This window comes from Phaeobacter sp. JH20_08, assembly GCF_048056635.1.
GTDB lineage: Bacteria > Pseudomonadota > Alphaproteobacteria > Rhodobacterales > Rhodobacteraceae > Phaeobacter > Phaeobacter bryozoorum.
Map to the genome: position 1 here is coordinate 199,462 of NZ_JAYMVV010000007.1, position 17,466 is coordinate 216,927.

13 protein-coding genes are annotated in these 17,466 nt (G+C 63.8%); 5 read left to right on the top strand and 8 right to left on the bottom strand.

The genetic code is table 11. The features are described 5' to 3' along the window. The first annotated feature begins 50 nt into the window (after window positions 1–50). Window positions 51–1,874: a phosphogluconate dehydratase gene (edd, locus tag VWY75_RS08940; RefSeq protein ID WP_416537533.1), complete on the top strand. Its 1,824-nt coding sequence runs from the start codon at window positions 51–53 to the stop codon at window positions 1,872–1,874. A gap of 3 nt (window positions 1,875–1,877) precedes the next feature. Then, window positions 1,878–2,525: a bifunctional 4-hydroxy-2-oxoglutarate aldolase/2-dehydro-3-deoxy-phosphogluconate aldolase gene (gene eda / locus VWY75_RS08945; RefSeq protein ID WP_416537534.1), complete on the top strand. Its 648-nt coding sequence runs from the start codon at window positions 1,878–1,880 to the stop codon at window positions 2,523–2,525. A gap of 92 nt (window positions 2,526–2,617) precedes the next feature. Here the strand turns inward: eda and VWY75_RS08950 are convergent, their stop codons facing one another. The 6 genes from VWY75_RS08950 to VWY75_RS08975 all read right to left on the bottom strand — a co-directional run bounded on the left by VWY75_RS08950 (window position 2,618) and on the right by VWY75_RS08975 (window position 7,777). Then, a complete protein-coding gene (locus VWY75_RS08950) occupies window positions 2,618–2,950 on the bottom strand; it encodes a GFA family protein (RefSeq protein WP_416537535.1) in 333 nt (110 codons plus the stop codon). A gap of 194 nt (window positions 2,951–3,144) precedes the next feature. Next, on the bottom strand, window positions 3,145–4,116 hold the full coding sequence (locus VWY75_RS08955) for a carbohydrate kinase family protein (protein WP_416537536.1): 972 nt from the start codon (window positions 4,114–4,116) through the stop codon (window positions 3,145–3,147). Beyond that, window positions 4,113–4,757 carry a nucleoside/nucleotide kinase family protein gene (locus tag VWY75_RS08960; protein ID WP_416537537.1) on the bottom strand — a complete coding sequence of 215 codons (645 nt, stop codon included), beginning with the start codon at window positions 4,755–4,757 and terminating at the stop codon, window positions 4,113–4,115. The genes VWY75_RS08955 and VWY75_RS08960 overlap by 4 nt, the downstream gene beginning before the upstream one ends. Beyond that, the gene (locus tag VWY75_RS08965) at window positions 4,754–5,530 is read right to left on the bottom strand and encodes an ATP-binding cassette domain-containing protein (protein ID WP_340547453.1); all 777 of its coding nucleotides are present in this window, start codon (window positions 5,528–5,530) and stop codon (window positions 4,754–4,756) included. Before VWY75_RS08965 ends, VWY75_RS08960 begins: the two co-directional genes overlap by 4 nt. Further along, window positions 5,530–6,591 (bottom strand): ABC transporter permease, encoded by a 1,062-nt coding sequence (locus VWY75_RS08970; RefSeq protein WP_340547454.1) that lies wholly within the window; start codon window positions 6,589–6,591, stop codon window positions 5,530–5,532. The genes VWY75_RS08965 and VWY75_RS08970 overlap by 1 nt, the downstream gene beginning before the upstream one ends. A gap of 169 nt (window positions 6,592–6,760) precedes the next feature. Next, window positions 6,761–7,777, bottom strand: a complete 1,017-nt coding sequence (locus VWY75_RS08975; RefSeq protein ID WP_340547455.1) for a sugar ABC transporter substrate-binding protein — start codon at window positions 7,775–7,777, stop codon at window positions 6,761–6,763. 168 nt (window positions 7,778–7,945) lie between these two features. Here VWY75_RS08975 and VWY75_RS08980 point away from each other — a divergent pair, with 168 nt between their 5' ends. Then, window positions 7,946–9,148: an ROK family transcriptional regulator gene (locus VWY75_RS08980; protein ID WP_416537538.1), complete on the top strand. Its 1,203-nt coding sequence runs from the start codon at window positions 7,946–7,948 to the stop codon at window positions 9,146–9,148. Between the two features lie 6 nt (window positions 9,149–9,154). On the opposite strand, the gene VWY75_RS08985 is transcribed toward VWY75_RS08980, so the two are convergent. After that, window positions 9,155–9,685, bottom strand: coding sequence for a GNAT family N-acetyltransferase (locus VWY75_RS08985; protein ID WP_416537539.1), 531 nt, complete (start codon window positions 9,683–9,685; stop codon window positions 9,155–9,157). 109 nt (window positions 9,686–9,794) lie between these two features. After that, the gene (gene dnaE / locus VWY75_RS08990; RefSeq protein ID WP_416537540.1) at window positions 9,795–13,307 is read right to left on the bottom strand and encodes a DNA polymerase III subunit alpha; all 3,513 of its coding nucleotides are present in this window, start codon (window positions 13,305–13,307) and stop codon (window positions 9,795–9,797) included. 395 nt (window positions 13,308–13,702) lie between these two features. Between dnaE and xdhA the strand changes: the two genes are divergently transcribed. Together xdhA and xdhB are read left to right on the top strand one after the other, a co-directional pair. Beyond that, on the top strand, window positions 13,703–15,097 hold the full coding sequence (gene xdhA, locus VWY75_RS08995; RefSeq protein WP_416537541.1) for a xanthine dehydrogenase small subunit: 1,395 nt from the start codon (window positions 13,703–13,705) through the stop codon (window positions 15,095–15,097). Further along, window positions 15,097–17,463 (top strand): xanthine dehydrogenase molybdopterin binding subunit, encoded by a 2,367-nt coding sequence (gene xdhB / locus VWY75_RS09000; protein WP_416537542.1) that lies wholly within the window; start codon window positions 15,097–15,099, stop codon window positions 17,461–17,463. The genes xdhA and xdhB overlap by 1 nt, the downstream gene beginning before the upstream one ends. Window positions 17,464–17,466 lie beyond the last annotated feature (3 nt).

Consider the following 17,466-nt stretch of genomic DNA (forward strand, 5'->3'; position numbering starts at 1 on the left):
CCACTGAGACCCACGACCAACCGGCACCTGACGACTGAAAGAGGCACCCGATGCGTTTGAACCAGACACTCCGCGACGTCACAGACCGAATTATCGCCCGCAGCGCCAAACCTCGCGCCGCCTATCTCGACCGGATGCGCGCCGCCAAGGGCAAAGGCCCCGCCCGCGCCCATCTGTCGTGCAGCGGTCAGGCCCATGCCTATGCCGCCACCGGCGAGGACCAGATGTCCCTCGCCGAAGGCACCGCCGGACACCTCGGCATTGTCACCGCCTATAACGACATGCTCTCGGCGCATCAGCCGTTTGAAACCTATCCGCAGCGGATCCGCGACGCCGTGCGCCGCGTGGGCGGCACCGCGCAGGTGGCCGGTGGCGTCCCTGCCATGTGCGATGGCGTCACCCAGGGCGAGGCGGGAATGGAGCTCAGCCTGTTCTCCCGCGATACCATCGCCATGGCCACCGGCATCGCCCTCAGCCACAACGTGTTTGATGCCACTGTCTATCTCGGCGTCTGTGACAAGATCGTGCCGGGTCTGGTCATTGGTGCGCAGGTCTTTGGCCATCTGCCCGCCGTGTTCCTCCCCGCAGGCCCGATGACCTCCGGCATCTCCAACGATGACAAGGCCAAGGTCCGCCAGAAGTTCGCCGCCGGTGAAATCGGGCGCGACGAGCTGCTGAAATCCGAGATGGCCGCCTATCACGGCCCCGGCACCTGCACCTTCTACGGCACTGCAAATACCAACCAGATGCTGATGGAGTTCATGGGCCTGCACCTGCCCGGCTCCTCCTTCGTCAATCCCGGCACTGACATGCGCGCCGCCCTGACCGAGGAAGGCGCCCGCCGCGCCCTCGCGCTCAGCGCGCTTGGCAATGATTACACACCGGTCTGCGACATCCTTGATGAACGCGCCTATGTGAACGGCATCGTCGGGCTGATGACCACCGGCGGCTCCACCAATCTGCTGATCCACCTGATCGCCATGGCCCGCGCCGGCGGCATCATTCTGGACTGGCAGGATTTCTCCGAACTCTCTGACGTGGTGCCGCTGCTGGCGCGGGTCTATCCCAACGGTCTGGCCGATGTGAACCACTTCCACGCGGCTGGCGGGCTTGGCTATGTGATCGGCCAGCTGCTGAACTCCGGCCATCTGCATCCCGACACCAAAACCGTGGCGGGCACCGGGCTGGACCGCTACACCAGCGAACCCTTCCTCACCGGCGAAGGTCTGGTCTGGAAACCCGGCTCCGGCGAGACCCTCAACGACAAGATCATTCGCCCCGCTAGCGACCCCTTCCAGCCCACCGGCGGGCTCTCCCGCCTCTCCGGCAACCTCGGCACCGGCGTGATGAAGATCTCCGCCGTGGCCGAAGAGCACCGCATCGTCGAGGCCCCCGCCCGCGTCTTTCATGATCAGGAGGAGGCCAAAGCCGCCTTCAAGGCGGGTGAGCTGGACAAGGGCGATGTGGTGATCGTGGTCCGCTTCCAGGGGCCAAAGGCCAATGGAATGCCGGAACTCCACTCGATGACGCCCTTCCTCGGCATCATGCAGGGGCGCGGCCAGAAGGTGGCGCTGGTCACCGATGGCCGCATGTCCGGCGCCTCGGGCAAGATCCCCTCCGCCATCCATGTGGTGCCAGAGGCGCTGGATGGTGGTCCGATTTCCAAACTGCGCGACGGTGACATGGTGCGGGTTGATGCCCTCACCGGGACGCTGGAGGTCAAGGCCGAGGGCTTTGACGACCGCGCCCCCGTGGTGGCCGACCTCTCCGCCTATCAGCACGGCACCGGCCGCGAGATGTTCGCGCTGTTCCGCAATTCCGTCACCTCGGCCGACACCGGCGCCACCGTATTCTCGACCCTGATCGGAGACTGACTCATGCCCATCACCCCAAAAGACGCCAGCGCCCGCGCCCGCGAGATCTGCCAGCTGGCCCCGATCGTGCCGGTGCTGGTTGTCCATGACGTCGCCCACGCCCGCCCGCTGGCCGAGGCCCTGGTCGCCGGTGGCCTGCCCGCGCTGGAGGTCACCCTGCGCACCCCCGCCGCGCTGGATGTGATTGCCGAAATGGCCAAGGTCGAGGGCGGCGTTGTTGGTGCCGGCACGCTAATCACGCCGGAGGATGTGACCCGCGCCGTCGCGGCCGGTGCGCAATTCGGCGTCTCCCCCGGCGCCACCGACACGCTGCTGGACGCGGCCGAGGCCGCCGGTCTGCCGATGCTGCCCGGTGCCGCCACCGCCTCCGAGGCGATGCGCCTTCTGGACCGCGGCTATGACATGCTGAAATTCTTCCCGGCTGAGGCCTCCGGCGGCGCTCCCGCGCTCAAGGCCATCGGCGCTCCCCTGCCGCAGATCAGCTTCTGCCCCACCGGCGGCGTCAGCCCGGACAATGCAGACAGCTACCTGTCGCTGTCCAATGTGGTCTGTGCCGGCGGCAGCTGGGTCGCTCCGACCAAACTGGTTGAGGCAGGCGACTGGGACGGCATCCGCGACCTCGCCCGCGCCGCAAGCCAACTGGCACGCTGACCGCGCAGACCCGACGCCCCCATCCCCCCGCAGCCCCGTGCAATACGGCGCTGCGGGGCAGTCACGCCCCTATGGGTCTAGATCCAGATCGATCAGGCCGGATGGCCGCTGGATTTTGGCGCATCGTCGCAAATCTCGTACCAGCCAGGCTTCTCCGACACGAATTCATGAAACCGGTTTCTCGTCGCAATCTCGCTGTCCAGCGCATTTGCGGCAATCGGGAAACTGTCCTCCTCTGACAGGATCTCCCCAAGCGAGCTGCCGCAGACCCTGCAGAAACATCTGCCGTATTTGTAAGGCGCAGTCGGCTGGTACAGGGCCACCTGATCTTTGCCCTCAACCCAGCTCAGATCCTCCCGCTTGACAAAAACGATGGTGCTCGCCCCTGCCTTTCGGCAACGCGAACAATGGCAGGTCCCCATCATGGATGGTTCCGCCTTCAGTCGGAATTTGACCGTTCCACAGCAACAGCTCCCCGCAATCATCTGATAATCCTTCACTAGACAATTCGTGAGAACATTACGTGAACACATGATCCCTGACAATCCCCAACGCAAAGCGCCACACCGGCAGTTGTGACCGGCTGGCGCCTCAGCAGATCAAATGTTGGATCGCGGCCCTAGCCCGCCAGCTCGTCGCGCCAGGGCGGATTGGCACCGGGGCGGGAAACGGTGACGGCGGCGGCCCGTGCACCGTAGCCCAGACAGGCCCGCAGCTGCTCCAGATCCATCGCGCCGCTGGCGGCATCCGCCAGCACGCCTGCCTCGCTCGCTGCCGCCAGAAAGCCTGCGTTGAACGTGTCGCCCGCGCCCACCGTATCGGCCACCTCCGCCGCCTGTGCGGGCACCTCCACCGTCGGGCCGGAGCGAAGATAGCCCTTGGCGCCCTTGCTGCCCAAGGTGATGATCACCAAGCCGGGGCCCTGTCCTGCCTCTGCGGCCAGAACCTGCCGGATCTTGTCCTCAATCGGAGCGTCGCCCGGATAGATCCAGTGCAGATCCTCATCCGATACCTTGACGATCCCGGCCCCTGCCACCATCGCCGTAAGCCGCCTGCGATAGGCCGCCTCGTCGCTGGCAAACCCGGCCCGCACATTGGGGTCGATCATGATGATGCACTGTCCGGTTTCCCGCGCGGCCAGACGCGCGTAGGTCTCAGCCGCCGCGCCGTTGCACAAGGATATCCCCCCGAAGAACAGCGTCTTGACCTGTTCCGGCAACTCGGGCAGCCGGTCCGGTCGCAGGCTGGCCCCGGCCGAATTCTCGTCAAAGAAATGATAGGCCGCATGGCCATCCTTCAGATGCACAAATGCCAGTGTGGTCGGCTGATCAGAGACCTCCGCCAGCGCGTGATCCACATGCGACGCGTCGAGCGCCGACATCAGCTGCTGCCCGAAGAGATCCCGCGACAGGCCGGTGAACAGGCCGGTTGCCTGCCCCAGCCGCCCCAGAGCGATTGCGGTGTTGAACACCGCGCCGCCGCAATGGGGCACAAAACCGGTCTGCGCGTCCGCGCCGTCCACCATTGGCACGGCTCCCGCGACCGGTGCCGGGATCATGTCGATCAGCGCCTCGCCACAACACAGGATCATTCTGTCTCACCTTTCCAGATCACATCCGCAGGCAGCGCCGCCTCGGCGATGCGATCGGCGTTGGCCATATCGTTGCGCTCGGCCCGTGCCTCGGCCTCGGCATCGCTCAGCCCATGGGCCTGCCAGCGCGCCACAAGCCGCTCCCGCAGCACCTCGCGCGGCACATCGACCCGGACCGACAGATCCCAGATTGCCGCCAGATCCCGCCAGACGGGCGCGTCGAACAGCAGGTAATTGCCCTCGACCACGGCAACCTCAACCCCTGCATCAACCCGCGCTGCGCCTGCTATGGCGATATCCTGCGCCCGGTCGAACAGCGGATAGACCACCTCCTCCTCTGTCGCCATCGCCGCCATCAGCCGCTGAAACCCCGCCGCATCAAAGCTCTCGGGCGCGCCTTTCCGCGCCAGCATATCCATTTCGGACAGCAGCCCGTTGTCCAGATGAAACCCATCCATCGGCACCACCGACGCCGGTGTGCCATTGGCGCAGAGCGCCCGCACCAACAGCTCCGCCAGAGTGGATTTGCCGCTGCCCGGCGCGCCCGCCAGCGCCACCAGACGGCGCGCGCGCCCATCGGCAACGGGCAGCGCCTGCACGGCGGTCACCAGATCCGCCAGATATGTCATGTCCCGTGTCATGCTGCTGTCAGATCCCCGGATGGGTCCTGCGCGCCAGTCATATAGGCCACGGCATCGGACATGCTGTGCTGTTTGGGGTCGATCACGCAAAGCCGCTTGCCCAGCCGATGCACGTGAATGCGATCGGCAACCTCGAACACATGCGGCATGTTGTGGCTGATCAGGATGATCGGGATGCCGCGCGACCGCACGTCCTGGATCAGCTCCAGAACCCGGCGGCTTTCCTTCACGCCCAGCGCCGCCGTCGGCTCGTCCAGAATAATCACCTTGGACCCAAAGGCCGCCGCCCGCGCCACGGCCACGCCCTGACGCTGACCACCCGACAGCGTCTCCACCGCCTGATTGATGTTCTGAATGGTCATCAGCCCCAGCTCATTCAGCTTGTCGCGGGCAATCTGCTCCATCCGCGCGCGATCCAGCTGCCGCAGCAGATTGCCCCGCCAGCCGGGTTTGCGCAGCTCCCGCCCCATGAACATATTGTCGGCAATCGACAGCGCAGGCGACATCGCCAGCGTCTGATAGACCGTCTCGATCCCCTCTTCGCGGGCATCAATCGGCGACTGGAACGCCACCTTTCGCCCCTCCAGCCAGACCTCGCCCGCATCGGGGATCACCGCGCCGGAGATCGCCTTGATCAGCGAGGATTTCCCGGCGCCATTGTCACCGATCACCGCCAGAATCTCCCCCGGCATCAGATCGAAATCGCAATGGTCCAGCGCCGTGACACGCCCATAGCGCTTTACCAGACCTCGGGCTTTCAAAATGGGTTCCATCAGACCGATACCTTTCTGATCCACTGGTCTACCGCCACTGCGGCAATGATAAGCAGGCCGATCAGCAGATAGGTCCACTGCGCATCCGCCCCCAGCAGGCGCAGCCCCAGGGTAAAGACGCCCACGATCAGCGCGCCGAAGAATGCCCCCAGGATCGAGCCGCGTCCGCCAAACAGCGAAATGCCCCCGATCACCACCGCCGTGATGCTCTCGATATTGGCGAGCTGTCCCGAGGTCGGCGAGACCGACCCGATACGCCCAATCATCGCCCAGCCTGCAAAAGCGCAGATCAGCCCCGACAGCATATAGACCGAGATCAACACACGGTTCACCTTGACCCCCGACAGCTCCGCCGCCTCCGGGTCATCGCCAACCGCATAGACATGCCGCCCCCAGGCCGTATGCCGCAGCACATAGGCCAGCAGAACCACCAGAATGACCAGGAAAATCACACCATAGGTGAAGACCGCACCACCAATCTTGATCTTCTCGCCAAACAGCTGCAACAGCGGCGCGTCGGTGGCGATCACCTGGCTGCGAATGGTCTCATTTGCGGAATAGAGGAAATTCGTCGCCAGCACGATCTGCCACATGCCCAGCGTCACGATAAACGGCGGCAGCTTCATCCGCGCCACCAGCCAGCCATTGATAAAGCCGCAGAGGGTGCCGCAGATCAGCCCGCAGACCACCGCGATTTCCGGCGGCACCCCGTAGCGAAAGGTGAACTGACCCATCACCACCGAGCTCAGCACCATGATCGCCCCCACCGACAGGTCGATACCTGCCGTCAGGATCACCAGCGACTGCGCGCAGGCCACAATGCCGACAATGCCCACCTGTTGCAGGATCAGCGTCAGCGCAAAGGGCGAAAAGAACTTCGAGCCCAGCAGCAGCCCAAAGACGATCACCGACAGCACCAGCACGATCAGCGGCACCAGCGATGGCGTCACATGCAGCAGATGCTGCAACCGGCTGATAAAGGAGGCCTCTCCCTGGTCAAAATCCGCAACGGCCTCGGGGCTGCCGCTGGCCGCCGCTTCATAGCTGTGGGGCGTGGTCATATCTGTCTCCGTAAGATCCGGCGTCCGATGGGCCTGACACCCACAGCCGGGGATGCGGCTGCGACAGGGATCGCAGCGGTGCAGAAGGGGCGATGTTTCCACCGCCCCCATGGCTCGCCTTGGCTAACAGCCCCTTGTCTGGCCTGCCTCTAAGGGGTGTGTCACCTGATCACCCCCAGCAGAGGTTCATGCCCTCTTCGGTGTCGATGCTCTCGACGCCCTCGGCAGGCTGATCGGTCACCAGCGCCACGCCGGTGTCAAAGAACGCCTTGCCCGGTGTCGGCGCAGGCTTCTCGCCCGTGGTGGCCCAGGCGCTGATCGCCTCGATCCCCTTGGACGCCATCAGCAGCGGATACTGCTGCGAGGTTGCACCGATGACGCCGTCCTTGATGTTCTGCACGCCGGGACAGCCGCCATCGACCGAGACAATCAGCACGTCGTTTTCGCGCCCGATTGCCTTCAGCGCCTCATAGGCACCGGCAGCGGCGGGTTCATTGATGGTATAGACCACATTGATCATCGGGTCCTTCGCCAGCAGGTTCTCCATCGCGCGGCGACCGCCCTCTTCATTGCCTGCGGTGATGTCATTGCCGACAATGCGCGGATCGGTCTCATCGCCCCATTTGTTGGGATCGCCAAGATCAATGCCGAACCCCTGCAGGAAGCCCTGATCGCGCAGCACGCCCACGGTGGGCTGGCTGACAGCAAGGTCCAGCATCGCGATCTTGGCATTGGCAGCCTCATCGCCAAGGCTCGCCGCCGCCCATTTGCCAATCAGCTCACCAGCCAGGAAATTGTCGGTGGCAAATGTCGCATCGGCCGAGTCGATCGGCTCCAGCGGCGTGTCCAGCGCAATCACCACCAGCCCCGCATCGCGCGCCTGCTGCACCGCCGGTACAATCGACGAGGTATCGGAGGCGGTCAGCAGGATGCCCTTGGCGCCATCGGCAATGCAGGTCTCAATCGCGGCAACCTGGGTTTCATGGTCGCCATCCACCTTCCCGGCAAAGCTCTTGAGCGTCATGCCCAGCTCCGCCGCCTTGGCCTCTGCGCCCTCTTTCATCTTGACGAAAAACGGATTGGTATCGGTCTTGGTGATCAGGCAGGCCGTCACACCCTCTGCGGCAAAGGCGCTGCCGGTCATGGCAGCAATTCCAACGGCTGTTCCCAGTAGGATCTTCTTCATGATGTCCTCCCTCAGCATCACAACGCAACAAAACAGGACGGGCAAACCGTCGTGTCGCCCATAGTGGGCCGTGATTCTGGCCTCCCTGTCAATATATAAATCAACTTGACTTATTAAGTCGATCTTCGCACTTTTCTTAGGTCTCAAAGCGTGATTAGGGTCCGCCGCATGGAACATGAGCAAGTCAGATCCCTGAGCGGCGGCGTCAATCAGACCGGCGTGCGCGTCTTCAACGAACGGCTGATCCTGTCCCTGCTGCAACGCCACGGCCCGATGCCCGGCAGCGCGCTGGCCCGTGGCACCGGCCTGTCGCCACAAACCGTCTCCGTCATCCTGCGCAAACTGGAAACCGACGGGCTGTTGCAGCGCGGCGAAACGCAGCGCGGCCGGGTCGGCAAACCTTCGGTCCCGATGGGCCTCAACCCCGATGGCCTGTTTTCCTACGGGCTGAAAATCGGCCGCCGCAGTGTCGAAGTGCTCTTGATGGATGTCTGCGGTGCGGTGCGCCAGCAGCTGCGCCTGCGCTACCCCTATCCCACCCCCGCCGTGGTCTTTGATTTCCTGCGCGACAGCATCGCCCAGATGGAGGCCGCGCTGCCCGCAGACCTGCTGCCCCGCATCTGCGGCATTGGCGTGGCAGCCCCCTTTCAGCTTTGGACCTGGCACGCCCAGATCAATGCCCCGGCAGAGGCGCTTGCGGCTTGGCAAACGGTTGATTTCGCGTCAGAAATATCGCGTTTCAGCCCCCTGCCCGTACATGTCGTGAATGACGCCACCGCCGCCTGCCGCGCCGAGCATATGTATGGCCGGGGCAAGGCCTATCGCGATTATGCCTATTTCTTTGTCGGCGCCTTTATCGGCGGTGGCGTGGTGCTGAACCACCGCGTGCTTGAGGGCAATCAGGGCAATGCCGGCGCGCTTGGGTCCCTGTCGATGCTGGGTCCGGACGGGCAGGAAACCAAGCTTCTGGATCTCGCCTCCATCCATCTGCTCGAACAGCGGCTGCGCGATGCGGGCAAGGATCCCGGCCAGCTCTGGCAGCTGCCGATGCACTGGTCCGGGTTCGAGGCGGAGCTGACCCCCTGGCTCGATCAGGCCGCCGACGCCATCGCCCGCGCCAGCCTCGCCACCTGCGCGGTCATCGACTTCGAGGCGGTGCTGATCGACGGCGCCCTGCCCGACAGCGTGCGCAGCGCCCTGGTCGAGCGTACCCGCGCCGCGCTCACCTCTCTGGATGCCCGTGGCCTGATCCTGCCGCGCATCGACCCCGGTGCCATCGGCCCCAACGCCCGCGCCATCGGCGCTGCCAGCGGCCCGATCATCTCCCAATATCTGCTCGACACCAACTCGGTCTTCAACGCCGCCCTGTGATCGCCATCAGCCGCAACAGGCCCGCGCAAAGACATCATTGAGATAGGCTTGATCCGCGATCAAAAACCGTGTCTCGCCAATCCGGTCAAAACCTTGCGACAGGTAAAACCCCTTGGCGGGCGCGTTCTCGGCATTGCTGGCCAGCCAGACGGATTGCACGCCCGCCGCCGCGCAATATTCCAGCCCCGCCCGCAGCAAGGCAGTCCCAATGCCCCGCCCGTGGTGGCGCGGCTGCACATAGAGCGTTGTGATCTCCACGTCCGAACAGCCTGGCACAGGCCCCGGACTGCCCCGACTGATGCGGATATAGCCATCAATGCCGACCCGGTTCTGCGAGACGATAAAATGCTCCTGCGGGTTGGCCAGATGAGCCTCAAAGCGCGCGGCCGTCAGCTCCGCCAGTGCATAATCGGCAAAGAACCCGCTCACCCCTTCACGCAGATAGGTGCCAACCCAGACCTCCAGCGACAGCGCCGCTAGGCTGGAGGCATCCGCCACATCTGCAACCCGCAGAGTGAGATCTGGGTGGTCGGTCACGTCAATGGGTCCTTTCTCTCATCGGAAATTCAGCGTGGGAATATGATGGGCAAGGTTCTGGTTTGGCGCGGCCCGCGCCTGTCAGCCGGGCAAACGGCAGTCTACACCGTCAAATCTCCTCAACATCCATCACCCCGTCCAGCGACTTCAGGGCGCCTTTGATTTGGGGATTGATGGGGAAGGGCTGGCCCAGATCCATCTCAACGTCGCCGGGCAGGCCGGGATCCTGCAGGTACATATAGACCTCCCCGCGCGAGGCGTTGCGGGCGGCTTTCTTGGCGTCTTCCAGCACCTGCGCCACCGTCGCCACTGCGCTCGCCTGCGAGATATAGACCCGCAGCGAACTGCGGCCGGCGTCAGCAATCGCCGCATCCACCGGCCCGACAGATCGCACCAGCAGCTTCAGCTGATCGCTTTCCATCGTGGCCTCGGCGGTGATCACCACCTTGGCGCCGGTTTCCAGAAATTCTCGTGATTTCTCCAGCACTTCGGAAAACAGCGTGACCTCATAGCCGCCGCTGGTGTCCGACAGCTGGGCAAAGGCAAAACGGTTGCCGCGCGCCGATTTGCGTTCCTGCCGCCCGGCCACAACCCCGGCCATCTTCGCCATGAAGGGACCGCGCTCGGCCTTGGCCGTGACCTCGTCCAGCGTCATCACATCCTTGCGTTTGAGCGCAGGCATGTAGTCGTCCAGCGGATGGCCCGAGAGGTAGAAACCAATCGCCTTGAACTCCTCCGACAGCCGTTCGGCGGGCAGCCAGTCGGGCACGTTGGGCAGCCGCGGCTCCGGCAGGTCCTCGCCCGCCTCGCCAAACAGCGACACCTGGCTGGAATTCCGCTGGTCATGCACCGCAGCGGAGTAATCCACCAGCGCGCCGAGGCTCTCAAACACCCGGCGCCGGTTGCTGTCCAGCTGGTCAAAGCCGCCCGCCCGCGCCAGCATTTCCAGCGGACGCTTGCCGACCTTTTTCAGATCCACCCGGCGGGCAAAATCAAACAGCGTGGCAAAGGGTTTGTCCTGCCCACTCTCGCGCCGCGCCGTTGTCACCAGCCGCATCGCCTCGACACCGACGTTTTTCAGCGCGCCCAGCGCATAGACCAGCTCGCCCTTGACCACATTGAACGTCGCCTCGGAGCGGTTCACACAGGGCGGCACATAGGGCAGGCTCAGGCCTTTTTTGACCTCTTCGAAATAGATCGCCAGCTTATCCGTCAGATGGATATCACAGTTCATGACGCCGGCCATGAACTCCACCGGGTGGTTCGCCTTCAGCCAGCCGGTCTGGTAGCTGACCACCGCATAGGCCGCCGCGTGCGATTTGTTGAAGCCGTAGTTGGCGAATTTCTCCAGAAGGTCGAACACCTCCGACGCCTTCTTGGCAGGCACGCCGTTTTCTGCCGCCCCCTTTTCAAATTTGGGGCGTTCGGCGTCCATCGCCTCCTTGATCTTCTTACCCATGGCGCGACGCAGCAGGTCGGCGCCGCCCAGCGTGTAATTCGCCATCACCTGGGCGATCTGCATCACCTGTTCCTGATAGACGATAATGCCTTGGGTTTCCTCAAGGATATGGTCGATCAGCGGATGCACCGACTGGATCTTGCGCAGACCATTCTTGACCTCGCAATAGACCGGGATGTTCTCCATCGGACCCGGACGATAGAGCGCCACCAGCGCCACGATATCCTCGATACAGGTGGGTTTCATGCGCTTTAGCGCATCCATCATGCCGGTGGATTCCACCTGGAATACCGCCACCGTCTTGGCCCGGGAATAAAGGTCATAGGTAACGGCATCGTCCAGCGGGATGGCGTTGATCTGGTTCTCCGCCCCCTCCGGCGGGTCATAAAGCTGGGTGCCATCGGCGGCGACATGCAGATCGCGGCCCGACTGGAAAATCAGGTCCATCGCGTTCTGAATGACGGTGAGCGTCTTCAGGCCGAGGAAGTCGAACTTCACCAGACCGGCCTGTTCCACCCATTTCATGTTGAACTGGGTGGCGGGCATGTCCGAGCGCGGATCGCGGTAAAGCGGCACCAGCGCATCCAGTGGCCGGTCACCGATCACCACACCCGCCGCGTGGGTGCCCGCTGATCGCAACAGCCCCTCAACCTGCATGCCGTATTTCAACAGCCGGTCGACAACCTCTTCGTTCTCCGCCTCCTCGCGCAGCCGCGGCTCTTCGCGCAGACTGTCCACAATCGACATCGGTTTCACGCCTTCGACCGGGATCAGCTTCGACAGCCGATCCACCTGGCCATAGGGCATCTGCAGAACCCGCCCCATATCGCGCACCGCCGCCTTCGACAGCAGCGCGCCAAAGGTGATGATCTGCCCCACCTTGTCGCGGCCATATTTCTCCTGCACGTATTTGATCACCTCTTCGCGGCGATCCATGCAGAAGTCGATGTCGAAGTCGGGCATCGACACCCGTTCGGGGTTGAGAAAGCGTTCGAACAGCAAGCTGTAGCGCAGCGGGTCAAGGTCGGTAATCGTCAGCGCATAGGCCACGAGGGAGCCCGCACCGGAACCCCGCCCCGGCCCCACCGGAATGTCGTGATCCTTGGCCCATTGGATAAAGTCCGCAACGATCAGGAAATAGCCGGGGAACCCCATCCCCTCGATGATGCCCAGCTCAAAATCCAGCCGCTCCTGATACTCCTCGACGCTGACGGCATGGGGGATCACGGCGAGACGTTTTTGCAGCCCCTCATTGGCGATGCGGCGCAATTCGGCCACCTCGTCATCGGCAAACTTCGGCAGGATCGGATCGCGCCGATAGGCCATGAAAGCGCAGCGTTTGGCGATCTCCACGGTGTTTTCCAGCGCCTCGGGCAGGTCGGCAAACAGCGCGACCATTTCCTCCTGGCTCTTGAAGTAATGCTGCGCGGTCAACCTGCGGCGCGGCTCCACCTGATCGACATAGGCGCCTTCCGCGATACAGATCATCGCATCATGGGCCTCATACATTTCCGTGTTGGGGAAATAGACATCATTGGTGGCAACCAGCGGCAGGTCCATCGCATAGGCCATCTCGATATGGCCCCGCTCGGTCAGCTGTTCGGCCTCGGGCTGGCCGTGTTCGCCCGGATGGCGCTGCAACTCCACATAAAGCCGATCCGGAAAGATCGCTTTCAGCCGCTGCATCAGGGCCTCTGCCGCCGGGCGCTGCCCCTGCTGCAACAGCCGCCCCACCGGCCCATCCGGCCCGCCGCTCAGACAGATCACATCGCCTGCATATTGCGCCAGCTCCTCCAGCGTCACATGCGGCAGCTCGCTGCCCTGCCGCAGATAGAGGCAGGAATTGAGCTTCATCAGATTCTCATAGCCGGTCTCGCTCTGCGCCAGCAGCACCAGCGGCGCTGGCGGTTTGGGCCGCTCGCCCGGGGCAGGCTCGGCAGACCGCAGATCGACCTGGCAGCCGATGATCGGCTGCACCCCCGCGCCACTGGCCGACACCGAAAACTCCAGCGCCGAGAACAGGTTGTTGCTGTCGGTCACCGCAATCGCGGGCATCTCGTGCTTCTTGCACAGGTCCGGCAGCTTCTTCAGCCGCAATGCGCCTTCCAGAAGCGAATATTCGGTATGGGTGCGCAGGTGAATGAATCGGGGAGAGCTTGTCATCCCGCCAAGCTAGCGTCAGCGCCGCCAAGGTTAAAGCGGTTCCGCACCGGAGAAGCCGCGACCCTGCCCGTCCCCCGTTCCGCCGCGCAGGTTTCACCCGATGCGGTAATATTCAGCGATTATTATTCTGCTTTCTTTGAAAGTCTTATCGAACCCAATCATCAACGCCGCGACAATCTGACCTAAAGTCGTTCAAAAAGAACAGCATACGCCGGTATTCAGCAAGGATCTTGCGCCCCGTATCGACTCCATGGCAGAGTCACTTTTCCTTGCCAGAACAACAGCCTGCTTTCTAGGCTATCGGCAACGGAACCACCAAGGCCCGCCATGTCTTCTACGTCGCATCGAAGGGATGGCACCAAGGGAAAACCAGAGTAACGCGACGGGTTTCTGACATGACAATCACCTTTCGGCTGAACGGTGAAGAGGTCGCGCTGACGGAGGTTTCTCCGACGGCGACGCTGCTGGACTGGCTGCGCGAAGAACGCGGGCTGACCGGCACCAAAGAAGGCTGCAACGAGGGCGACTGCGGCGCCTGCACCGTGATGGTGACCGACGCCAAAGGCGCCAAACCGCTCAATGCCTGCATCCTGTTCCTGCCGCAGCTGCACGGCAAATCCATCCGCACCGTCGAAGGCGCGGCCGGCCCCGATGGCCAGCTGCATCCGGTGCAGGAGGCGATGATCACCCACCACGGCAGCCAATGCGGTTTCTGCACGCCGGGGTTCATCATGTCGATGGTGACCGCCCACAAAAATGGCGCCTCGGATCACGACGACCAGCTGGCAGGCAATCTCTGCCGCTGCACCGGCTATGCGCCGATCATCCGCGCCGCCGAAGCCGCCAGCGCCGAACCCGTCCCCGACTGGGTCCACGGCGAAGATGCCATTAGCCTGCCTGACACAGGCGGCGATGCCACGTCTCTGCGCCCCACCTCCGCCGACCAGCTGGCCGCCGCCTATGCTGCCCGCCCGGACGCGACGCTGATTGCAGGCGCCACGGATGTCGGTCTCTGGGTGACCAAACAGCTGCGCGATCTGTCGGATGTGATTTTCCTCGATGGCTGCGATGACCTGAAAGGTATCTCCGAACAGCCCGACGGCAGCCTGCGTATCGGTGCGATGGTGGATATGAACCAGCTGCGCAGCGCCCTCGCCGCGCGGCATCCGTCTTATGGCGAAATGCTGCGCCGCTTTGCCAGCCAGCAGGTGCGCGCCGCCGCCACCATCGGCGGCAATATCGCCAATGGCTCCCCCATCGGGGACAATCCGCCTGCGCTGATCGCACTTGGTGCAACGCTGGAGCTGCGCAAGGGCGACAGCCGCCGCAGCCTGCCGCTTGAGGAGTTCTTCATCGACTACGGCAAGCAGGACCGCCAGCCCGGTGAATTTGTCGAGGCGATCACCCTGCCCGCATGCCCGAAGGGGCAGACCGATGGCTTGCGCGTCTACAAGCTCTCCAAACGGTTCGATCAGGATATCTCCGCCGTTCTGGGCGCCTTTAACCTGACGGTCGACGCCGGCCGGATCACCGCCGCGCGCATCGCCTTTGGCGGCATGGCGGGCGTGCCCAAACGCGCCAGCCACGTGGAGGCCGCCCTGATTGGCCAAGACCTGTCGGCCGCAACACTCGCCACCGCGCGGGGCGAATTTGCCCGCGACTTCACCCCGATGAACGATATGCGCGCCTCTGCCGATTACCGGCTGGAGGCTGCGGCAAATATGCTCGCACGCTACTTTGACGATCTGGGCCAGACAAGCGCACCCACACATGTGCTGGAGGTGAAGTGATGGCTGTTGCAAAACCCCTCCCCCATGATGCGGCACGGCTACATGTGACCGGTCAGGCGCGCTATGTCGATGACATCCCGACCCCGCGCGACACCCTGCATCTGGCCTTTGGCCTTTCGACCGTGGCCCATGGTGACATCACCGCACTGGAGCTGGACGCCGTGCGCCAGAGCAATGGCGTGGTTGCCGTGCTGACGGCAAAAGATCTGCCGTTTGACAATGACGTCTCGCCGTCTGCCCATGACGAGCCGCTGCTGGCCAAGGGGTCTGTCCACTATATCGGCCAGCCGGTGTTTCTGGTGGTGGCAACCTCCCATCGTGCTGCGCGGGTGGCCGCGCGCAAAGGTCAGGTCAGCTACGCCGAACGCCCGGCCCTCCTGACGTTGGAGGATGCGCTGGCCGCCGACAGCCGGTTTGAAGACGGCCCACGCATCTACAGCAAAGGCGACGCAGGCAGCGCCATCTCCGTCGCCGCCCATGTGGTCGAAGACACGTTCGACATTGGCGGGCAGGAGCATTTCTACCTCGAAGGTCAGGCCGCCCTCGCCCAGCCGCAGGAAGATGGCGGCATGCTGGTCAACTCCTCGACCCAGCACCCGACCGAGATCCAGCACAAGGTGGCCGAGGCCATCGGCCTGCCGATGCATAGCGTGCGGGTTGAGACCCGGCGCATGGGTGGCGGCTTTGGTGGCAAGGAAAGTCAGGGCAACGCGCTGGCCGTCGCCTGCGCCATCGCCGCACGCGCCACCGGTCGGACCTGCAAGATGCGCTATGACCGCGACGACGACATGACCATCACCGGCAAGCGTCACGCCTTTCGCATTTCCTACCGCGCGGGCTTTGACGCCGAGGGGCGCATTCTGGGGGTTGAGTTCACCCATCTGGTCGATTGCGGCTGGGCGCAGGATCTGTCGCTGCCGGTGGCCGACCGCGCCATGCTGCACAGCGACAACGCCTATGCAATCCCCGCGATCCGCATCGAAAGTCACCGGCTGAAGACCAACCGGCAGAGCGCCACCGCCTATCGCGGCTTTGGCGGTCCGCAGGGGATGGTCGGGATCGAGCGGGTGATGGATCACGCGGCCCATAAGCTGGGCCTGGATCCGGTCGATCTGCGCATGAAGAACTATTACGATGCCCCCCAAACGGCGGGCGACGGGGGCGCTGCCCCCCGGCCTGCGGCCTCCCCCCGGGATATTTCCGGCCAGAAGATATCCGGCCAGAAGACGGACAATACCACGCCCTACGGGATGGAGGTCACCGATTTCGAGCTGCACGGGATGACCCGGCAGCTGCTGGAGAGCGCGGATTATGCCGCGCGCAAGGCCGAGATCGCCAAATGGAACGCCGGGAATGAGCGGCTCAAGCGCGGGATTGCGTTTTCTCCGGTCAAATTCGGCATTTCCTTCACCCTCACCCATCTCAATCAGGCGGGTGCGCTGGTGCATGTCTATCAGGACGGCTCGGTCCATCTGAACCATGGCGGCACCGAGATGGGGCAAGGCCTGTTCCAGAAGGTGGCACAGGTGGCCGCCAGCCGTTTTGGCATCGGGCTGGAAAAGGTGAAGATCACCGCCACCGACACGGCCAAAGTGCCCAATACCTCGGCCACCGCCGCCTCCTCCGGCACCGATCTAAACGGGATGGCGGTAAAGGCCGCCTGCGACAGCATTCGCGACCGTATGGCCGATCATCTGGCCGAGCGCTATCAGGTCACCGCAGCGGAGGTGGTGTTTGCCGATGATGAGGTGCGGATCGGCGCCGAGGCCCTGCCCTTCGCCCGTGCAGCACAGATCTGCTATGAGGGGCGTATCAGCCTGTCGGCCACCGGGTTCTACAAAACGCCGAAACTGGAATGGGACCGCATTCAGGGCAAGGGGCGGCCGTTTTTCTACTTTGCCTATGGCGCTGCGATCACCGAAGTTGTCGTCGACCGCCTGACCGGCGAAAACCGCATTCTGCGCGCCGACGTGCTGCATGATGCCGGCGCCTCGCTGAACCCGGCGCTGGATATCGGCCAGGTCGAAGGCGCCTATGTGCAGGGTGCAGGCTGGCTCACCACAGAGGAACTGGTCTGGGATCAGACCGGCAATCTGCGCACCCATGCGCCCTCCACCTACAAGATCCCCGCCTGTTCGGATCGCCCCGATGTGTTCAATGTGGCTCTTTGGGACGGCGAGAACCGCGAGGACAGCATCTATCGCTCCAAAGCGGTGGGAGAGCCGCCCTTTATGCTGGGGATTTCCGCCTGGCTGGCGCTTGGTGATGCGGTCGGGCACTTCGCGCCCGCCTATCCTGCGCTCAATGCCCCCGCCACGGCGGAGGAGATCTGGCGCGTGGTGCGTCGCATCGCGCCGGGGGCCTGAGCC

Excerpts from the sequence above, each read along its gene's own strand:
- edd (WP_416537533.1), top strand. The coding sequence starts at position 51 with ATGCGTTTGAACCAGACACTCCGCGACGTCACAGACCGAATTATCGCC.
- eda (WP_416537534.1), top strand. The coding sequence starts at position 1,878 with ATGCCCATCACCCCAAAAGACGCCAGCGCCCGCGCCCGCGAGATCTGC.
- VWY75_RS08950 (WP_416537535.1), bottom strand. The coding sequence starts at position 2,950 with ATGATGGGGACCTGCCATTGTTCGCGTTGCCGAAAGGCAGGGGCGAGC.
- VWY75_RS08955 (WP_416537536.1), bottom strand. The coding sequence starts at position 4,116 with ATGATCCTGTGTTGTGGCGAGGCGCTGATCGACATGATCCCGGCACCG.
- VWY75_RS08960 (WP_416537537.1), bottom strand. The coding sequence starts at position 4,757 with ATGACACGGGACATGACATATCTGGCGGATCTGGTGACCGCCGTGCAG.
- VWY75_RS08965 (WP_340547453.1), bottom strand. The coding sequence starts at position 5,530 with ATGGAACCCATTTTGAAAGCCCGAGGTCTGGTAAAGCGCTATGGGCGT.
- VWY75_RS08970 (WP_340547454.1), bottom strand. The coding sequence starts at position 6,591 with ATGACCACGCCCCACAGCTATGAAGCGGCGGCCAGCGGCAGCCCCGAG.
- VWY75_RS08975 (WP_340547455.1), bottom strand. The coding sequence starts at position 7,777 with ATGAAGAAGATCCTACTGGGAACAGCCGTTGGAATTGCTGCCATGACC.
- VWY75_RS08980 (WP_416537538.1), top strand. The coding sequence starts at position 7,946 with ATGGAACATGAGCAAGTCAGATCCCTGAGCGGCGGCGTCAATCAGACC.
- dnaE (WP_416537540.1), bottom strand. The coding sequence starts at position 13,307 with ATGACAAGCTCTCCCCGATTCATTCACCTGCGCACCCATACCGAATAT.
- xdhA (WP_416537541.1), top strand. The coding sequence starts at position 13,703 with ATGACAATCACCTTTCGGCTGAACGGTGAAGAGGTCGCGCTGACGGAG.
- xdhB (WP_416537542.1), top strand. The coding sequence starts at position 15,097 with ATGGCTGTTGCAAAACCCCTCCCCCATGATGCGGCACGGCTACATGTG.